Below are 18098 nucleotides of genomic sequence, written 5' to 3'. Positions count from 1 at the left end.
ATAATTTAGGGAGCACCCTAAATATTGAAATTCTTGGCTAACTGTGCGCTTGAATTACCATTTATTAATCTCGGAGTGAAGCATGAATTCCAAAGTTTTGGGTCACTACTTTCATTTACATCGTCGTTATTCAAGGTCTATTAATTTAGAGCGAGATTTTGATCACCTAGAGACTTTAGAAGGTTATGTTTTAACTGAACGAGCTGAGAGTACTCTACAAAGAATCGTAATGGCTTGGGGGCAAAGCTCTGATAGCCGAGCTTGGACATTGACAGGTAACTATGGTACTGGAAAGTCAGCATTTGCACAGTACCTAGCAGCTTTAAGTCGCCCCCAGAATAGTCCTGAACGTGAAATAGCTCTGGCAATTGCTCGCCAATGTCTGGGGACGAATACTAATGAATTGAAAAATCTAGAACAAAACTTGCCACTTGATGGCTTGTGGCTAGGGATTGCTACAGGTCGGCGTGAGCCACTCAGTCATACGATTATCCGTGCACTTTCTCAAGGAGCAGATCTCTGTTGGGCAAATAGTAATCGGCCATCTGTTGCGCTTGAGTTGACTGATTGGGCTGTGGAAATAGACACTAGCCGATCAATTCAACAGAAGGTTGAAATTTCAGATAAGCAAGTTCTTGATCTATTACGTCGAGTCTTAGAAGAAAGTCAAAAAGATTTATTTTTAGTAATAGATGAACTAGGAAAAAATTTAGAATTTACAGCTCAACATCAAGGAACCAGGGATTTATATCTTCTTCAGCAGATTGCCGAGTTTAAAGCCAAGCCTAAATCGTCAAAGAACAAGAGTTCCAGGATTTTTTTATTAGGTCTATTACACCAATCTTTTGCAGGTTACAGTGATCGACTTGCAACAATTGAGCAAAGTGAATGGGCAAAAGTTCAAGGGCGCTTTGAAGATATTTCCTTCACTGAATCACCAAACCAAATGACGCGATTAATTGGTCAAGCAATTGATCGATCAAAAGCAGATCCAATTTTATGTGCTGTTCGTGAACAGGCGAGTACTTGGCAGTCAACTTTAAAAACTGCTTTAGGAGAGTATGACCTCAGTGAATCCATGATTGCTGAGGCTTATCCTTTACACCCAATTACGGCGATTGTTCTACCATTGTTATGTACAAGATATGCCCAAAATGATCGATCTTTATTCACATTTTTGACTGGCGACGAACCGCACGGATTCTGCGAATTTTTGCGACAAACAGTTGTTTTCAACTACTCCCTTCCAACATTCACCCTAGACCGACTTTACGATTATTTTGTGGAGTCTGTGTCTGGTTTAGCTTCACGGGTTAACTTACAACGCTGGGTGGAAGTTCAAAGCCTAATTCAGGATGCCCGTGATCGAGATCCAGATTTGCTGAAATTGTTAAAAACCATCGGGGTCTTAAACCTAGCTACTACGACCGGGACACTACGCGCCCGCCCAGAACTGGTCGCGCTGGCATTGTGCGATCGACCTGATGACTCAAGCGAGCAAGCCATATGGCTAGAACGCATTAATCGCCTACAAGAACAGGGCATCATTACCTATCGCCGACAGTTAGATGAGCTGAGAATTTGGCAGGGATCAGATTTTGATGTTGAAGGTGCAATCTATAAACAAGTTGAGCAAGATCGCCTCCCACTGGCCAAGAGTCTAGCAACAGTACGTCCTTTGAAACCCGTTGTTGCTCAACGACATTTACACGACACTGGAAACCTACGTTATTTTGAGCAGTGCTATGGCGATACCACAACGAATTGGCAGCGACTAGGATGCTCATTTTCTACGAGTGATGGCTTAGTGCTCTATTGGATTGATGAAACACTGCCACAGAATGTACCAGCCAAAACAGCCGATGGGAAACCACTCATTGTGGTGGAAGTTGCGAAAGTTGATTTGCTGCGCACACGCGCTAGAGAAGTAAAGGCTTTGCAGCAAGTCAATAAAGCGCCGGAGCTAACAAGTGATAGTGTTGCCCGTCACGAGGTTCGTTATCGCTTGCAGGAAGCTGAGCGGTTATTAGATGACACGATGTTGCTGGCATTAGGCTGGGCAGGCGAGCAATTAGCCTGTTGGATTTTGGGTGAACGTAAGCAGGTACAACACATTCAGGCTTTCCGCGCGGCAGTCTCGGATGTGTGCGATCGCACCTATGACCAAGCTTGGCAACTGGACAACGAGTTAATCAATCGGCGGGAGTTAACCACTCAAGGCGCAAAGGCACGACGGTTACTTATCGAGGCAATGTTGAGCCATGCGAGTGCGCCACGCTTGGGGCTAACCGGCTACGGGCCGGAAGTAGCCATGTATTACTCGGTGCTGGATTCTACTGGCATCCATCGCCAGGAACAAGGCTTATGGGGATTTTTTCCACCCCTTGAAAATTCAGGCTTAGTGACTGTTTGGAAAGCGATCGAGCAGTTTTGCTGTGCAGCGGTTACAGAACGACGCTCCCTAGCAGATCTCTATATCCAGCTAGAGCAGCCTCCCTATGGCTTGAAGCGGGGGGCGATCCCTGTCGTCTTAGCAGCTATACTTCTGCACCGGGCCGAAGATTTTGCTGTTTACAAAGATGATGGCTTTGTTGCAGTTCTGGGGCCAGAGCACTTTGAACTATTAGTAAAAGACCCTGCCCGATTCTCCGTCAAATACTTTGAGTTACTGGGCTTACGATCTGTTGTCTTTCGTGAACTCGAAGTGGCTTTGCGCTCAAAACGTGCAGAACCGTTGCCGGGCGTGCGCAACTTCAGCTTGCTAGCGATTGCTAAGCCTCTGTTTAGCTTTGTGAAGCAATTGAACAAGTATGTTTTGCAAACAAGGCACATTAGCCCCGAAGCACAGCAAGTTTTGCAAGTTCTGCAACAGGCTCAAGAACCTGATGAAGTCCTCTTCACGGCACTACCCAAGGCCTGTGGACTACAGCCCATTGCGGCAGGCGTTGCCGCAGATGAAGACATGGCCCGAGAGTTTAAGCGGGCCTTGGTAGCTTGCCTTCGAGAGCTGAATGTTGCTTACGATCGACTATTGGAGCGCTGCCAGACCTGCCTACTGGAGGCCTTGGGAGTTCGAGGCGAGGCGAGGTATTTGCGGGAGGATATCCGCGTGCGATCGCGTCACCTGCTGCCGGGATGCTTGGAGCCGACGCTGAAGCGATTCTTAAAAGCGGCGGTTGATGAGTCTCTTGATGATCGAGCTTGGTTAGAGGCCTTGACGATGGTTGTGGCTGATAAGCCGCCGCGTTCTTGGACGGATGACGATGCTGTGCAGTTCGAGGTAAAACTTAGTGATCTCGCGCGACGATTCAAAAATCTGGAGGCGGTTCAGTCGAGCACCGAAGCTCAGCGAGAAGGCTTTGAGGCGGTTCGCCTAACGATAACGCGCACGGATGGGCGAGAAGTCAACCAAGTAGTGTGGGTTGACCGTAGAGAAAGCGAGGTACTTGATCGTTTGATTGCAGAAATTCTGCAAAATTCTGGCTTATCCGACAATTCTCGTCTACAACAGGCGTTGTTGGCTCGCTTAGGCGAGAGAGTGCTATCCCCTGAGGAGAATGATCAGGTTGCCAAAGCTCGAAAAAAGCGTCACAATCTTCCTCATGAGCAATCAGAAACCAGTTAGACATATCCTCGGTTTGTCGGGGGGCAAAGACAGTACAGCCCTAGCGGTATTCATGAGCCAGCATCACCCAGAGCTGGAGATTGAGTACTTTTTCTGTGATACCCATAAGGAACTACCTGAAACCTACGAGTACTTGGATCGGATCGAAGCACGGCTAGGGATTACGATCCAGAGGTTGGAGTCTGAAAGGGGGTTTGATCACTGGCTCGATATCTATGGTGGAATGTTGCCCTCGCCAAAGGCTCGCTGGTGTACAAAGCAGATGAAAATTCTGCCCCTAGAGAAATTTGTGGGTGAAGACGAGGCAGTTAGCTATATTGCAATTCGTGCTGATGAGAATCGTGAGGGCTATGTTTCAACCAAGCCCAATATCACCCCTGTTTTTCCATTCAGAGAGCATGGCTTAAAAAAAGCTGATGTTTTTCAGATGCTTGAAGAAAGCGGTATCGGTATTCCTGACTATTACCGTTGGCGCAGCAGATCGGGATGTTTTTTCTGTTTCTTTCAGCGAAAGTACGAGTGGGTTAAGCTTGCTGAGGAGCATCCTGACCTGTTTGCTGAAGCTGTCCGCTATGAGCAAGAGCATAGCGATGGTAGGAATTACTCTTGGACAGAGGGCGAAACGTTATTAGATCTCTTAAATCGACGTGATGAAATTATAAATCAGCACCTGAAATCTAAGCTTGCAACAACTAATGGTGGATCTTCATTTCCAGGTAATAAAGCCTTGGCAGATATGCTCGAAGAAGCCTTAGAGGAAAATAATGAGATTCCCTGCCTGGCATGTCACCTATAAAACCTGAAGAAACTGACAGGAGATTGAAGAAATGTCCATGGTTGAACTTAAAAATATTCTCAAAGTTGAAGATCCTTCGGGCCGAGTTTACTATCTAGGGACTCTCAAACCTCTAGAAATCAAGCAATTAACCTTTGTTCCTGTTGTTTCGGGTACGGAAGAGCCTACTGAAGATTCATCTGAGTCTTTAAACTCTAAGGCTGGAGGCTATCAGCGTGCAGGTGACTCTAAACGGATGCGAGACATAAAAAGGTTTATTCTTGATAGACCTAGTTGTCTTATTCCACCTGTTCTGCTTTGTGCTCGGGGAAAGTGGAGCTTTACACCACAGAGTAATAGTACGAAGAATTTTGGAACTATTCAAGCATCGGACTTAGCAGCTATCATTGACGGTCAGCACCGACTAGGTGGTCTATGGAAGCTAGCGATCGACCAAGAAGTTGATGAAACGGTTAAATCTCGCCCAATTCCCTTCATGGCTATTGATGACATGCAAGAGGACGAAGAGAAACAAGAGTTTGTTGATATCAATGGAAATCAAAAGGGTGTTAAAAAATCCCTACTTGTCTATTTAGATCGTGAAGGTGATTTTGCCAGCAAAGTCGCTGATGCACTGCGCGAAGACGAAGAATCTGTCTTTCGCGGCAGGATTGGTCTAGAGAAGCGTCATGACTGGCAGCTCATTCTATTTGGGGCAGCGAAAGAATGCGTTGATCTAATGTTTAGTAAAAACTTTACAGTAACGAAGGACTTTAATCCCAAAGATGATCTCAAGCTGCAAGCATCTGCAATCAGTTTTGTTCTGAGCTACTGGAAAGCTGTTAAAAGCTCCATGCATGAGTACTGGTCAGACATAGACAAAATGCCAGCTATTGATGCGAAGAAAAGCCCTGACAAACCTGGAACCAGTGGCTTTCAATACCGTCTTTTGGAAGAAACTGGCATTAGAGCTTTTTCTAAACTTGCAGCGAAGCTTTTTAGCGCCAGATGGATGGCAAGTTCCAAAGCGCCATCTTTTGATTCAATTACAAGTGATCTAGAGTCCCTGGCAAAGCGAGATCGAGTGAAACTAGTCCTAACAAAGCCAAAGTTCAATGCTGAGGTGTTGAAGCTGAATTCAGACCTAAAAAGTACTGGAAAAGCGGGAGTAGAAGCAATTTACCTATATCTTGAAGCAGAATGCGATCAAATTATTCAAGGAAATTAGTTGCCCAATAGCTCTAAGTTGTCATGTCGATTAGCAAGCTTCTAGTATCTGTTCTTCTCAATGAAGTTAAAAGCGGACTTGAGTTAGAGCAAGTCGAGATTCCTTTGATACAAGACAACCATGTTCAATGGTTGGTCTTATATTTTGATGATCAGAAAGCTTCACAAGTAGAGTATGCTACGCAAAAATTGATTACTTCTCTTTTGAAGCTTATGGAAGAGGGCGGAGTGATCGGTGGATCTGATTCAGATACTGTTTTGTGTTTGGATAGAGATCTTGGACTAGAATCAGTTAGTAAAGATGTGTTTATTAATGACTCTTCTAAGTATGTTGTTCCATCATTCATTCTTCAATTGATTTCTAATCATTCGCATGATCAAGAAAAATCAAGATCTCCATATATTTTTATATCTAGACCCAAAGATTTAAATGTTGTTGATCTCGATAAAATTGAAATGGATCTTAGAAACTGTACATGGCTAGGCTCTTGCGCACTGCCATCTAGTCTCTTGCACAGAAAAATAACTATTAAGCTCGGAGCAAATCAAAGAAGTATTGTTCCCAAGCAGAGGTCTGTACTATCCTATTGCGAAACAAAGAACTCTCTATACACAATCTATAGATATGAGAATGACTTGAAATCATCGAACCTATGCCTAATAATAAACATTTATCAAAGAAACCAAGGCACTAGAACAGAAGAGGTTGCTTTTGGTGAACTATTGCAAAGTCTGTCTATCGCGTCCAATTATCACGGAATTTCGGGATCTATTGAACTGGTAGTAGATGCATTTTGCCAGAAATTCAACAGCATAGATCTCAAACAAGATTTTCTGCAACTTATCTCTGATAGCTCGAACCCTATATCGTTAGTCTTAAAAAAACTGGTTATGAAGAAAATCAATGAGCAAAGAGAGAAATCAATTCAAAAGATCGAAAGTAGAAAACAAAAATTACAACAAAAACCAAGAATTTCTATAACTACTGAAATAGGTAATTTTGACCTTGGCTTGGTTCCCACCAATGAGCAAGAGACGATTATTTTAGCTGCTAGAGCTGAACCTTATATTCAGAGAATTTTAGGTGATTTTAAGATACTTGATCACACAAGCAACTCAGGTATTGACAGCCTAATTAAAATCCGAAAATCTCTTGAGTCTCCTACTCTAGATATGGCAGTTACAGAGTTTGAATATCGTCTGGATAACTTTTTCAAGCATGATCACCCTGTTATGCAAGTTGAGTTTATCATATGCTGGACTCTAGGAGGCTATTCTAGTAATGGATGTTTTGAAATTCCACACTCAAAAGTAAGGCGCAAAATAATACAATTTGAAATTTCTGATTTTGATTCATGGATAAAAATCTTAAACTTTTCCAATCATATCATTTATGTTCTTCCACTTGAAAAACTTCCTGGTCTAATGATTCACTAATGCTACTCTTAAATCAATTACCTTCAAGACATGTAACTTAATACTTTAAAAGTGAGTGATCCAATATATTTTGACTATCACGCAACAACACCGATCGATCCGCGTGTTTTGGATGTGATCGCCCCTTTCCATACTCACCACTATGGAAACCCTAGCAGTAATGATCATTTGTGGGGAGATTATGCAGAAACTGCGGTCAAATTGGCTAGTCAGCAGATTGGACAACTGATTAATAGCAACCCACGCCAAATCATCTTTACTTCCGGCGCTACCGAAAGCCTGAATCTTGCGATTCAAGGCACAATTGCTGCACTTTCTCCCAGAAATCAACTGCCCCGTGTTGCAACATTAACCGTTGAGCACAAAGCAGTTCTAGATACCTGCTATGCCCTAGCTCGACAAAAAAGAATCGAACATATCTTGATCCCTGTAGACAAACAGGCACGCCTTAATCTTGACGACTTGGATAAACTTTGTGCAGAGCAACTGGATTTACTTTGCATCATGGCAGCCAACAATGAAGTTGGCACAATCTATCCTGTAGCTCAAATTGCGGCGATCGCCCAAAGCCATCAAACTCCCTACCTCTGTGATGCTACACAGGCTCTTGGAAAAATCCCCCTCGATTTTGATGGCTGGGGAGTCACGATGTTAGCGATCTCAGGACATAAATGCTATGGACCCAAAGGCATCGGAGCCTTGATTGTCCAGCGTGGACATAGGATTGCGCCTCTTTTTTATGGTGGTGGTCAGCAAAATGGTCTTCGGCCAGGCACATTCAACGTGCCAGGAATTGTTGGTTTTGGTGAAACCTGCCGACTACGAGCTAGCGAAGTGCAAGAGGATGAATGGCGCATTGCTCAACAGCGCGATCGCCTACAAACATTGCTAGAAGCGCAAATTCCCGGCTTGGCAGTTAACGGTGATCTCAAAAATCGCCTTGCCGGAAATTTACATATTTGCGTACCTGGTCTTCCCAACGGGGCAATTGTTGCGCGAGTTCGTCAGCAGCTTGCTATTGCCACAGGCTCTGCTTGTACCAGCGGCGTTGAAGCGCCTTCCCATGTTTTGCAGGCAATGCAGTTGCCCAGCGACCACCTAGAAGGCGCAATTCGGATCGGCCTTGGTAAATTCACGACCGATGATGAAATCGATCGCGCTGCTCAACTCCTCAGCAACGCGATCAGTCAAATTCGAGCCTTACTCTAGACTGCTCAACTCAGCGACAACAACCGCCGCAACAAACTCATCACCTCACCGGGATTTTGGGTTGGCTGCATCGGCGACCACTCGTACAACTCCGCAAAGCCGCGCAGATACAACACCCGAATCGTGTTTTCCACCGCACGCGGCGACCCAATCACCATCACTTTCACCGTTTCGCGCCCATCCAATCGCGCGGGCAGGGAATCGAGCGCGAATTGCCCCTCAGTCAAGGATTCCGGGGCGATCGGCGTTTCCACAAAGTCAGTTACAGTCGTCATGGCCGTTCCTCCTGAAATGAATTGGCCGTTGGCACAAGCAAAGCAAGATCAATGAGGCATCAGTCTCTATCTCCCGTTGAATGTGGGATGTACAACAGCTTTGTCAAATCTCACTTACTTGGACTTGCCTTAAGTTTAATAGTCCAATCTGTATACGTCAACCGATCAATGTACTAGTCCAAATGGTAGCCAATTTACGAAACCTATAGGCTTTTGAGAGGATTGAGCCTATGGGGAAAGCCGGACAAGTTTTAAAGCAAGTTTTGACCTCGCACGAGGTCAGTCAGTACGCTCTCGCTGCCAAATTGGATATCGAGCGAACCACCGTATATCGCTGGTGCAATGACGTTCGCGACCCTAGCGGTGACACGATCGTGGCGATCGTCACAGCCTTAAAAAAGCTAAATCCAGAAGCAGCGCGGGATTTCGTGCGGCTATATTTGGGCGAAATCGTGGAATAGCCGATCGCCCATTTTTTTGAGTTTTTAGACCCCAGTGCCTCCAATTTTGGCAAGTTGACGATCGGGCAATCTAAGAAGATCAATAGACAGTATTCAAGCTTCAAAAAAGATTTGCCCTTCAATCCACTGCTATGGAAACCAATGTTTTAGTTGTCGGAGCTGGGCCGGCAGGCGTGGCCAGCTCAATCGCCCTCAGCCAGCGGGGAATTGACCATGTGCTGATCGATCGCGCCGTTTTTCCCCGCGACAAAGTGGACGGCAACGCCTTTGGCCAGGATCTGTTGGCAGCGCTCAATCGCCTCAATCGCCCTGATTTGGCAGCAGCCCTCCTCGCCAGCCCCGACCTGTTGCCCTGTCCGGCCGGCGCTTGGATTTTCAGCGATCGGGGCGATCGCTACCAACCCCCCTTGCCCCACCCGGCCGACCAAGCCCCGATTTACACCATGGATCGCCAGGCCATGGATGCCCTGCTGTTGGGGTTTGTGGATCGATCGACTGCGGATCTGCGGCTGGGCTGTGAATTGGTGACCCTGGAACCGGCGGGCGATCGGTTGGCGGCAGTGGTAAAAATCGGTGAGCAAACGGAAACCCTGCACACCAAGCTCGTCATTGGAGCCGATGGGGCCCGATCGCGCGTGGCCAGCCTGTTGCTGAACCAAACCGAAGACCCCACCGATCGGGCCCTGACGCTCCACCGCTACTACCGCAACGTGGCCGGCTTCGAGCAGCCCCACATCGAAGCACACTATATTCAGCCCCTCTTGCCGGGCTTTTTGTTCATCGCTCCCTTGGCCCATGGGCGGTTCAAAGTTGGCTTGGGCACCAGGGCCGATCGAATTGGCAACGATCCGGCCCGCCTGTCCGGGTTGCTGTCGGAGGTGATTGCCGCCAAACCCTGGTTGCGGGAACGCTTGGCAACCGCAGAACCCATCAGTGAGCCGGAAACCTGGCCCATGACCTTTGGTGGCTCGGCCCAGATCCGCCGATCGGGCGATCGGGTGTTGCTGGTGGGTGACGCGGCCGGCCTGTGCAATCCGCTAACGGGGTTTGGTACAGCCAAGGCGATCGACTCGGGGCGGCTGGCGGCGGCCGTGGCCGCAACGGCTATCCGGGTTGGCCAGTTCGATCGCGCAGCCCTCTCCGCTTACGATCGCGATTTGCAACGACTGTTTGATCAGGAGTTTGTCCTGTCTCGTCGGATCAATCGCTGGAACCAGTCTCCTTGGTTCATGAACTTCCTGACCGGGCGATCGCTCCCTCGGCGCTTGCTGCAATCGGCAAAAACGCTTCGCCGTTGGGATGCCTTGGTGCAGGTTTGAGCAGGGGCGATCGGTTGCCCTGGGATCAGCGGCCTTGAGCCGGACTGCGGAGATTAAGCAAACAGCAATCTAGTGTTAATGGTTGCTTAAGCCCAGGCCGATAGAGTGGCCAAGCTCCAAGGCACGATTCGATCGTTCGGGAGCTTCTGCCCACTGTTGTTTCCTGTGCTGTATGGCCACCACAATTTCAACCTTCGATTGGAATAACCGTCCGCTGTTGGGCACAACAGCCACGACCAACCCCCGCAACCCTTCCCAAACCACTCCCGGTCAACAGATTTTTCTGGGCGGGTTTTCCGGGTTAGCCTTCGAGGGAAGAGATGCCAACGGGCGGTTGCAATTCCTGACCCATACCGATCGCGGCCCCAATGGTGAACCCACCAACCTGTTGCGCGACGTGCCCGGCAACGAGCGCCCCTTTGCGCTGCCCGATTTTCAGCCGCAGTTAATTCGCTTTTCTTTGGATCCGGCCACTCGCGCTTTCACCCTCACCGAGACGATCGGACTGAAGGCCGCCGACAATCGCCCGATCACCGGCCTGCCCAATTTGCAAGCGGCCGCCTCAGGCACAGCCTACACGGATGAAGTGCCCGTGGACTTGTTTGGCAACCGGCTCACGAACGACCCCGTAGGCATTGACTCGGAAGGGGTGGTGGTGGCCCCCGATGGGTCGTTCTGGATGGTGGATGAATATCGCCCCGCCATCTATCAGTTCGATCGCACCGGTAAACTCCTAAACCGCTTCATTCCCCAAGGAACCGCCGCCGCCGCTCAACAGCCAGCCGGCACATTTGGCACGGAAATCTTACCCGCCGTCTATGGGTCGCGCCGGGCCAATCGAGGGTTTGAAGCCGTGGCCTTGGATGGCAACAAACTCTATGCCTTCATCCAAAGCGCGATCGACAATCCCGACAGCACAGCCGACACCACCTCCCGAGGATCGCGCAACCTGCGGATTGTGCAGTTGGACATCAGCACCCGCGAAGTGACCGCTGAATATCTCTACATCCTCGATGACATCACCCGCAGTGGCGATGGACGCACCGACAAAATTGGGGATGCCGTGGCGATCGGGGGCGGTCAATTTGCCGTCATTGAACGCGACGACCTGACCGACACCAGCTCCAACAAATTGATCTATCAGATCGACCTGGCTGGCGCGACCAACATCAACTCCCCCGCCAATTTGCGTCAACTGCCCCCCGGCAAAACGATCGAGCAGCTAACCTACGCAGAACTAAAAGCGGCCGGCATTGAACCCGTTGCCAAGCGGCTGCTCGTGAACGCCGCAGAAGCGGGCTATGTGAACGTGGACAAACCCGAAGGCCTGGCGCGGGTTGATGCCAACACCCTCGCGATCGTCAACGACAACGACTTCGGCTTGGCGGCCGACACCCTGCCCGGTAACGGCACCGTGCCCTTTGAAACGGAAGTCACCCCCGTGCGATTGGGTCTGATCCGGTTTGATGAGGCCCTACCCGTGGCGCGGGCGTTTCGCGGCACCAACGCCGCCGATCGACTCGATGCACGGGGTGGTGATAACCAGGTTTTCGGCAACCAGGGCAACGACAGCCTCGCGGGCAACCAGGGCAATGACACCCTCTACGGCAACCAAGGCAACGATTTCCTGCGCGGTGGTCAAGATGCAGATATCTTGTTTGGTGGCCAGGGCGATGACCAACTGTTTGGCGACCTGGGCCGAGATTCCCTGTCGGGCGACCTGGGCAACGACACCCTGACGGGCGCGGGCCTCGACAGTCTCCGGGGCGCTGGCGAAATCGACACCCTCGTCGGCGGAGCCGGTAGCGATTTGTTTGTGTTGGGCAACAGCAGCGGCGCGTTTTATAGCAACACCAACAACAGCAACCCTGGCTTAGGTGACTACGCCCTGATCACGGACTTCAGCCCCACGGACGATCGCCTGCAATTGGCCAGCGGAGCCACCTACGTCCTGGGAACCACCACCGTGGATGCCACGGCCCTGGGTCTGTTCATCGACAATGACGGCACGGCGGGCCTCAGCGGCGGTGATGAACTGATTGGGGTGCTGCGCGGTCGCTCAACGGCGGAAGCCAGCGCGATCGCCAGTCGATTCCTGCTGGTCTAGATCGGTTCCTCTCGTCCGGATCTCTCGTTTTCACAGGGGGCAACGGCCCCTTGTGAACCCCCCAACAACCAACCATTTCATCGTTTCGGTAAGGGGTTATCTTTTGCAGATTGCCGCTCGCTGGACTGCATTGGCAATCCGCCAGCGAAATTAGCCCGCAAGATCCGTATCCTCATAGATATCCGCGATCGCGATCGAAGCATTAACGCTCATCAATTGCACCGGATCGCTCGGATTCGCTCGTTGCCATTCGCCGCGATCACTCTTTTGAAACAGCTCGATCGCTTGGCAATCCGTCGAAACGAGCACGTATTCGGTCAGGCTGGGAATGGTTCGGTAATCGGCGAATTTTTCAGTGCGATCGAACCGGGCCGTGCTGGGCGACAGCACTTCGATAATCAGGCGCGGATAGCTAATATATTGCTCGTTATTAGGGCGATCTCGATCGTCGCAAGTCACCACAACATCGGGATAGTAGAAAGCGTTACTTGCCTCAATTCGCAGCTTCATTCCTTCCACAAAAACACGACAGCCAGAACCCCGAAGATACATCTTGAGCACCGTGGCACAGTTCAGTGCAATCAAGTGATGGTTGCGTGTGCCACCAGTCATGGCAAAGACTTCACCATCGCGGTATTCGTGACGGATCGGGCTGATTTCTTCGGCGGCAAGGTAATCAGCGGGGCTGATATACAGCGGATCGGTGGCGAGCATGGTGAGTCTGGTAGGAAATGGCTCGATCGTAGCAAGTCACAGCCGATCGAGGAGACAAGGCGTTTCAACCCCTTGCCCCCAGTCGATCGCAGTCTATCGGCGTGGTTTCTGGCGTTGGGTGATCAGCCATTTAACCAGGCACTGCACAACGGGCATCACTAACCGGAGCGATCGCTCGGTGCTGGTGGTGATGCCATGGGCCAACACCAGCAGGGCCAGCAAGCTCCCGAGCCAGTTGCTGCCGGTCACGAGGGGTTGCAGATCCAGGGCGATCGGGGCTAGCTCCACCTGTGCGGTTTGGGTGGTTTGGGGGGCGGCGGGGAGCAGTTGGCTTGGGCGATTCATGAGCTGAACTCCTGGTGGGTTGATGAGTTCAGAATCGCTGAGGTGACTTGTTCAAGTCTCTTCAGTAGCGAGTGAATTTTGGGGTGATGGGTTTTGACGCAAGGCGGCAAATTGGGTCAGATTTGTTCAGACCTGTTCAAAATCTTTCTAAACTGTTCAGAGCAGTTCACTGGGGCGAGGGGCGATGGGGATTCGGGCAAGTGAGGAGGGGTTCCAGCGAATCCAGGCGGCGATCGCAGATCGCGGCTGGGCTAGAAACAGCACTAAATGGCCCGCATTGGTGATCAAACTCAACACACCAGAAGTCGAGCACCCGGAGATTGACCCTGATTTAGAAAATTTTAGCCAAACGTCTTGGCGGCGATTCATCGAGAACGAGGGAAATATATCGCTCCAAAAATTTCGGTGGTGCTGTCATGCGTTAGGGCTAGATCCCGAGGAGATTCGATCGCCCGATGAGAGCAGCCCTGAGCCAGAGGCGATTTATATTCAGCGGCCACCCTTGGAGAGTCAGTGCGATCATGCACTTCAGCAACCGGGAGCACTGGTGCGGGTGCGTGGGCCGCGACAGTTGGGCAAAACGCGCTTGTTGTGTTGGCTGTTGGAACAGGCTCGACAGCGGGGCGATCGCCCGGTGTTTTTGGACATGCAAACGGCCGATGATCGCGATCGGGCAGATCTCACCACCTGGTTACAGTGGTTTTGTCGCGAAACGGCGCGATCGCTCCAGCTTGACCCCACCATTGTGGCTGAGGCTTGGGATTTGGATAGCACACCCAAAAATAACTGTAGCGAGTTGTGGCTTAATGCTTTTTTAAAACCCAGCGATCGCCCGTTGGTTGTGGCTTTAGATAATGTTGATTTATTGTTTACTCAATCTTGGGCCAAAGACTTTTTTGGGTTAATTCGCGGATGGTTTGACAAGGCAAAAACCCTGAGCCAGTGGAAAAAAGTCAGGTTTATTTTGTCCTATTCCACAGAAGTTTATATTGAGCTAGAAATTCACCAATCGCCGTTTAATGTGGGGCATGAGGCCCGGCTGCCCAACTTTACGCTAGAGCAAGCTAGCCAATGGGCAGAGCAATTAGAACTAGCGCTAACATCGTCGCAAGTGGCCGATTTAGTGGGAGTGACCGGTGGCTATCCCCATCTTTTAGAATTGGCTTGGCGGGAACTTCAGGGGCAAGCGCCCGATGCCATTGCCAACTTGGTGGCCCAAGCACCGACGCTCGCAGGCATTTATCGCAGCGACCTGAACAAACTGTATGACCTCGCCAAACAAGCCCAGCTAGGAGCGGCGATCGCCCAAATGGTGGCCAGTGATGAAGCGGTGAGCCTTGACCTAAACACCATGCGATCGCTGGAGCGGTTGGGTTTGGGGCAATTTGTTGGCCAGGGGATTGCTTGGCGTTGTGCGATGTATCGGGACTTTTTTGCGGCGCATCCAGTTCGCTGACAAGGGAGCTAGCAACGATGGCAGTGGTACAAATTGCGGACGAAACCACCTTGGCAGCGTTGGCGGCGGACTTTGGCTTGCAACGATCGCCCGATCCGAATTTCTTTGGGGAATGGCAGGGCGAATTGCCGGAGTTGAGTGAGTTAGATCGCGTGGCGATCGCCCGGGTGGTTCGCTATTACGAGGCCTTGGTCGATCGCGGGTCGGTGTCTGAGAATTTGGTGAAAATGGCGGTGGTGTCGCCGTTGTTGGATTTGGCGGGATTTTATGAGCCGGAGTTTGCGATCGAGGATGAGCGATCGGTGGAGTTGGTGGCTCAAGAGGGCGATCGGATCTATCGCGGCCGGCTCGATATTTTGGTGTTGCATCAATCCCTATGGTTATTGGTGATTGAATCGAAAAGCAGCAATTTTTCGCTGCAAAAAGTCTTGCCACAAGCCTTGGCTTATCTGTTGGCAGGTGAAAGTCCGGTGATTTTTGGTTTGTTGACCAACGGCAGCGAATTCCGATTTTGAAGCTCGATCGCTTGCAATCTTGCTATGGTGTTTCGGGGCTATTTTCTCTGTTGCCGCCGGATGATCACTTGGGGAAGGTCGTGCAGATTTTGCGCCGCTTGCAGGGGGCGATCGCCCGATGAGTGATCTCCAGGCGTTTGATTATGGCTATCAGGTTGGGGGGACGATCGCGGCAGATTCGCCTGTGTATGTGGAGCGATCGGCAGACTCGGAACTGTTAGCCACCTTGGAGAGCGGGAAATTTTGTTATGTGTTTAATTCCCGGCAAATGGGCAAGTCGAGTTTGCGGGTACGAACTCAAGCAAAATTACTGGATCGCGGTTGGGCCTGTGCTTCGATCGATCTGACCAATGTGATTTCTGATGGCATTTCCGAATCACAGTTTTATAACGGTTTGATGGCTGAATTAACGGAAGCCTTAGACCTCGACTTTCAGCGCAAAGCTTGGTTGGCAGCGCAGGATGATTTGTCGCCTGTGCAGCAGTTTGGCAATTTTGTGGCGCAGGTGGTGTTAGGGCAAATTTCCCAGCCGATCGCCATTTTCATTGATGAAATTGACAGCACGTTGCGGTTGAATTTTTCGATCGATCCGTTTTTTGCGCGGATTCGCAGTTTTTATAACCAGCGATCGGAGCAACCGGCATTTCAGCGATTGACGTTTTGTTTGGTGGGGGTGGCGGCTCCGTCCCAGTTGATTCGCGATCACACCCAAACCCCTTTCAATATTGGTGAGGCGATCGAGCTGTCGGGGTTGGCGTTGGCGGCGGCGTTGGGGCCGTTGGGCGATCGGTTGCCGGGAACGGCGGCGGAACGGGAGCAAACCCTCACGGAAATTTTGGATTGGACGGGTGGGCAGCCGTTTTTGACGCAGCGGCTTTGTGCCTTGGTGCGCGACAAGGGCGGGCCGGTGGCGACGTTGGTGCAGCGCGAGATTGTGGAGCGGTGGCAGTTTGATGACCCCCAAGAGCACTTCAAGGCGCGGCGCGATCGACTGCTGGAGGCGAACCAAGCCAACCTAGGGCGGCGGTTGGGGTGCTATCAGCGGGTGTTGGCGAGTGCGGATGGCCTTGAACTGGACTCCAGCGAGGAGCAGTTGGAGTTGCGGTTGGTGGGGCTGGTGCGATCACAGGGGGGGCGGCTGCGGGTCTACAACCGGATTTATGGGGCGGTGTTTGACTCGGCTTGGGTGGCGGCGCGGTTGGCGGAGTTGCGGCCCTATGAGGAGCAGCTTCAGGCTTGGCTCAAATCGGGCGAAGACCAAAAATATCTGTTGCGGGGCAAGGCGTTGCGATCGGCGTTGCAGTTTCGGCGGGGCAAGCGGTTGGCAACGGAGGATGAGGATTTTTTGTTGGCGAGTACGACAGCGCAGGCCCAACGGCAGTTGCGCTGGGCGGGGATTGGCTCGGGGGTGTTGATTGCGGCGGCGGCTGGGGCGGCTTGGTTTGGGGTGCAGCAAATTGAGCGGGCGAATGCGATTAGTCAGATTGAGCAAAACAGCCGATCGGCGATGAACCAGTTTGAAACTCGCCAGTTGGATGGCTTGGTGCAGGCAACTCGCACGCTGAAAAAACTGAAAAAACTGGAAGGCAGCAAGGGCAGTTTTGGTGAATTGGCCGCCACTGGGCCGGTCGATGCCGTTTCCAACGCCCTAGCCCAAATTCAAGAAAAAAATCAACTGCAAGGGCATAGCAACACGGTTAATAGCGTGAGTTGGAGTCCCGACGGCAAAACCCTGGCCACCGGCAGCGATGACCAGACCGTGAAACTGTGGAACGTGGCCAGCGGTCAGGAGATCGCCACCCTGCAAGGGCATAGCAACACGGTTAATAGCGTGAGTTGGAGTCCCGACGGCAAAACCCTGGCCACCGGCAGCGATGACCAGACCGTGAAACTGTGGAACGTGGCCAGCGGTCAGGAGATCGCCACCCTGCAAGGGCATAGCGGCTGGGTTTTGAGCGTGAGTTGGAGTCCCGACGGCAAAACCCTGGCCACCGGCAGCGATGACCAGACCGTGAAACTGTGGAACGTGGCCAGCGGTCAGGAGATCGCCACCCTGCAAGGGCATAGCGGCGGGGTTTTGAGCGTGAGTTGGAGTCCCGACGGCAAAACCCTGGCCACCAGCAGCGGTGACGATACAGTGAAACTGTGGAACGTGGCCAGCGGTCAGGAGATCGCCACCCTGCAAGGGCATAGCGGCTGGGTTTTGAGCGTGAGTTGGAGTCCCGACGGCAAAACCCTCGCCACCGGCAGCTTTGACAAGACCGTGAAATTATGGAACGTGGACAGCCGTCAGGAAATCGCCACCCTCCAAGGGCATAGCGACGCGGTTAATGGCGTGAGTTGGAGTCCCGACGGCAAAACCCTGGCCACCAGCAGCGGTGACGATACAGTGAAACTGTGGAGCGTGGCCAGCGGTCAGACCCTGGCCACGCTGCAAGGGCATAGCGGCGGGGTTTTGAGCGTGAGTTGGAGTCCCGACGGCAAAACCCTGGCCACCGGCAGCGGTGACCAGACCGTGAAACTGTGGAACGTGGCCAGCGGTCAGGAGATCGCCACCCTGCAAGGGCATAGCGGCGGGGTTTTGAGCGTGAGTTGGAGTCCCGACGGCAAAACCCTGGCCACCAGCAGCGGTG

At 51.2% G+C, this 18098-nt stretch carries 14 protein-coding genes; 11 read left to right on the top strand and 3 right to left on the bottom strand.

What is annotated here, in order from left to right:
• Positions 1-82: 82 nt before the first annotated feature.
• From VPK24_RS11420 to VPK24_RS11400, 5 genes are read left to right on the top strand one after another with little or no spacing between them, the layout of a single operon-like run.
• Positions 83-3625: a hypothetical protein gene (locus tag VPK24_RS11420; RefSeq protein ID WP_393013370.1), complete on the top strand. Its 3543-nt coding sequence runs from the start codon at positions 83-85 to the stop codon at positions 3623-3625.
• The gene (locus VPK24_RS11415) at positions 3603-4421 is read left to right on the top strand and encodes a phosphoadenosine phosphosulfate reductase family protein (RefSeq protein ID WP_393013367.1); all 819 of its coding nucleotides are present in this window, start codon (positions 3603-3605) and stop codon (positions 4419-4421) included. The genes VPK24_RS11420 and VPK24_RS11415 overlap by 23 nt, the downstream gene beginning before the upstream one ends.
• Positions 4422-4452: 31 nt before the next feature.
• Positions 4453-5628, top strand: a complete 1176-nt coding sequence (locus VPK24_RS11410) for a DGQHR domain-containing protein (RefSeq protein WP_393013364.1) — start codon at positions 4453-4455, stop codon at positions 5626-5628.
• Between the two features lie 23 nt (positions 5629-5651).
• The gene (locus VPK24_RS11405) at positions 5652-7064 is read left to right on the top strand and encodes a hypothetical protein (protein WP_393013361.1); all 1413 of its coding nucleotides are present in this window, start codon (positions 5652-5654) and stop codon (positions 7062-7064) included.
• A gap of 51 nt (positions 7065-7115) precedes the next feature.
• Positions 7116-8273 carry a cysteine desulfurase family protein gene (locus VPK24_RS11400; RefSeq protein WP_393013358.1) on the top strand — a complete coding sequence of 386 codons (1158 nt, stop codon included), beginning with the start codon at positions 7116-7118 and terminating at the stop codon, positions 8271-8273.
• Positions 8274-8278: 5 nt separating this feature from the next.
• On the opposite strand, the gene VPK24_RS11395 is transcribed toward VPK24_RS11400, so the two are convergent.
• Positions 8279-8548 carry a hypothetical protein gene (locus VPK24_RS11395; protein WP_190353697.1) on the bottom strand — a complete coding sequence of 90 codons (270 nt, stop codon included), beginning with the start codon at positions 8546-8548 and terminating at the stop codon, positions 8279-8281.
• Positions 8549-8778: 230 nt separating this feature from the next.
• Between VPK24_RS11395 and VPK24_RS11390 the strand changes: the two genes are divergently transcribed.
• The 3 genes from VPK24_RS11390 (at position 8779) to VPK24_RS11380 (ending at position 12435) form a co-directional block, all read left to right on the top strand.
• Positions 8779-9009, top strand: coding sequence for a helix-turn-helix domain-containing protein (locus tag VPK24_RS11390; RefSeq protein ID WP_099534439.1), 231 nt, complete (start codon positions 8779-8781; stop codon positions 9007-9009).
• A gap of 131 nt (positions 9010-9140) precedes the next feature.
• A complete protein-coding gene (locus tag VPK24_RS11385) occupies positions 9141-10328 on the top strand; it encodes an NAD(P)/FAD-dependent oxidoreductase (RefSeq protein WP_393013354.1) in 1188 nt (395 codons plus the stop codon).
• 172 nt (positions 10329-10500) lie between these two features.
• Complete coding sequence (locus VPK24_RS11380) at positions 10501-12435, top strand: esterase-like activity of phytase family protein (RefSeq protein WP_393013351.1); 1935 nt, start codon at positions 10501-10503, stop codon at positions 12433-12435.
• 150 nt (positions 12436-12585) lie between these two features.
• On the opposite strand, the gene VPK24_RS11375 is transcribed toward VPK24_RS11380, so the two are convergent.
• Both VPK24_RS11375 and VPK24_RS11370 read right to left on the bottom strand, forming a co-directional pair.
• Positions 12586-13149, bottom strand: coding sequence for a Uma2 family endonuclease (locus tag VPK24_RS11375; protein ID WP_393013348.1), 564 nt, complete (start codon positions 13147-13149; stop codon positions 12586-12588).
• Between the two features lie 93 nt (positions 13150-13242).
• On the bottom strand, positions 13243-13494 hold the full coding sequence (locus VPK24_RS11370; protein ID WP_393013345.1) for a hypothetical protein: 252 nt from the start codon (positions 13492-13494) through the stop codon (positions 13243-13245).
• A 184-nt stretch (positions 13495-13678) separates the two neighbouring features.
• Between VPK24_RS11370 and VPK24_RS11365 the strand changes: the two genes are divergently transcribed.
• The 3 genes from VPK24_RS11365 to VPK24_RS11355 form a co-directional block, all read left to right on the top strand.
• Entirely contained in the window at positions 13679-14950 is a 1272-nt protein-coding gene (locus VPK24_RS11365) for an AAA-like domain-containing protein (protein ID WP_393013342.1), read from the top strand.
• A 17-nt stretch (positions 14951-14967) separates the two neighbouring features.
• Positions 14968-15465 carry a type I restriction enzyme HsdR N-terminal domain-containing protein gene (locus VPK24_RS11360; protein ID WP_393013340.1) on the top strand — a complete coding sequence of 166 codons (498 nt, stop codon included), beginning with the start codon at positions 14968-14970 and terminating at the stop codon, positions 15463-15465.
• Positions 15466-15583: 118 nt separating this feature from the next.
• Positions 15584-18098: WD40 domain-containing protein (locus VPK24_RS11355; RefSeq protein WP_393013337.1), on the top strand; the 2515-nt coding region annotated here is incomplete at its 3' end.

Origin of the sequence: Limnothrix redekei LRLZ20PSL1, assembly GCF_043235035.1 — a bacterium.
Taxonomy (GTDB): domain Bacteria; phylum Cyanobacteriota; class Cyanobacteriia; order CACIAM-69d; family CACIAM-69d; genus CACIAM-69d.
The sequence above is the reverse complement of the archived record's forward strand: the minus strand, read 5'-3'. Positions and strand labels throughout refer to the sequence as shown.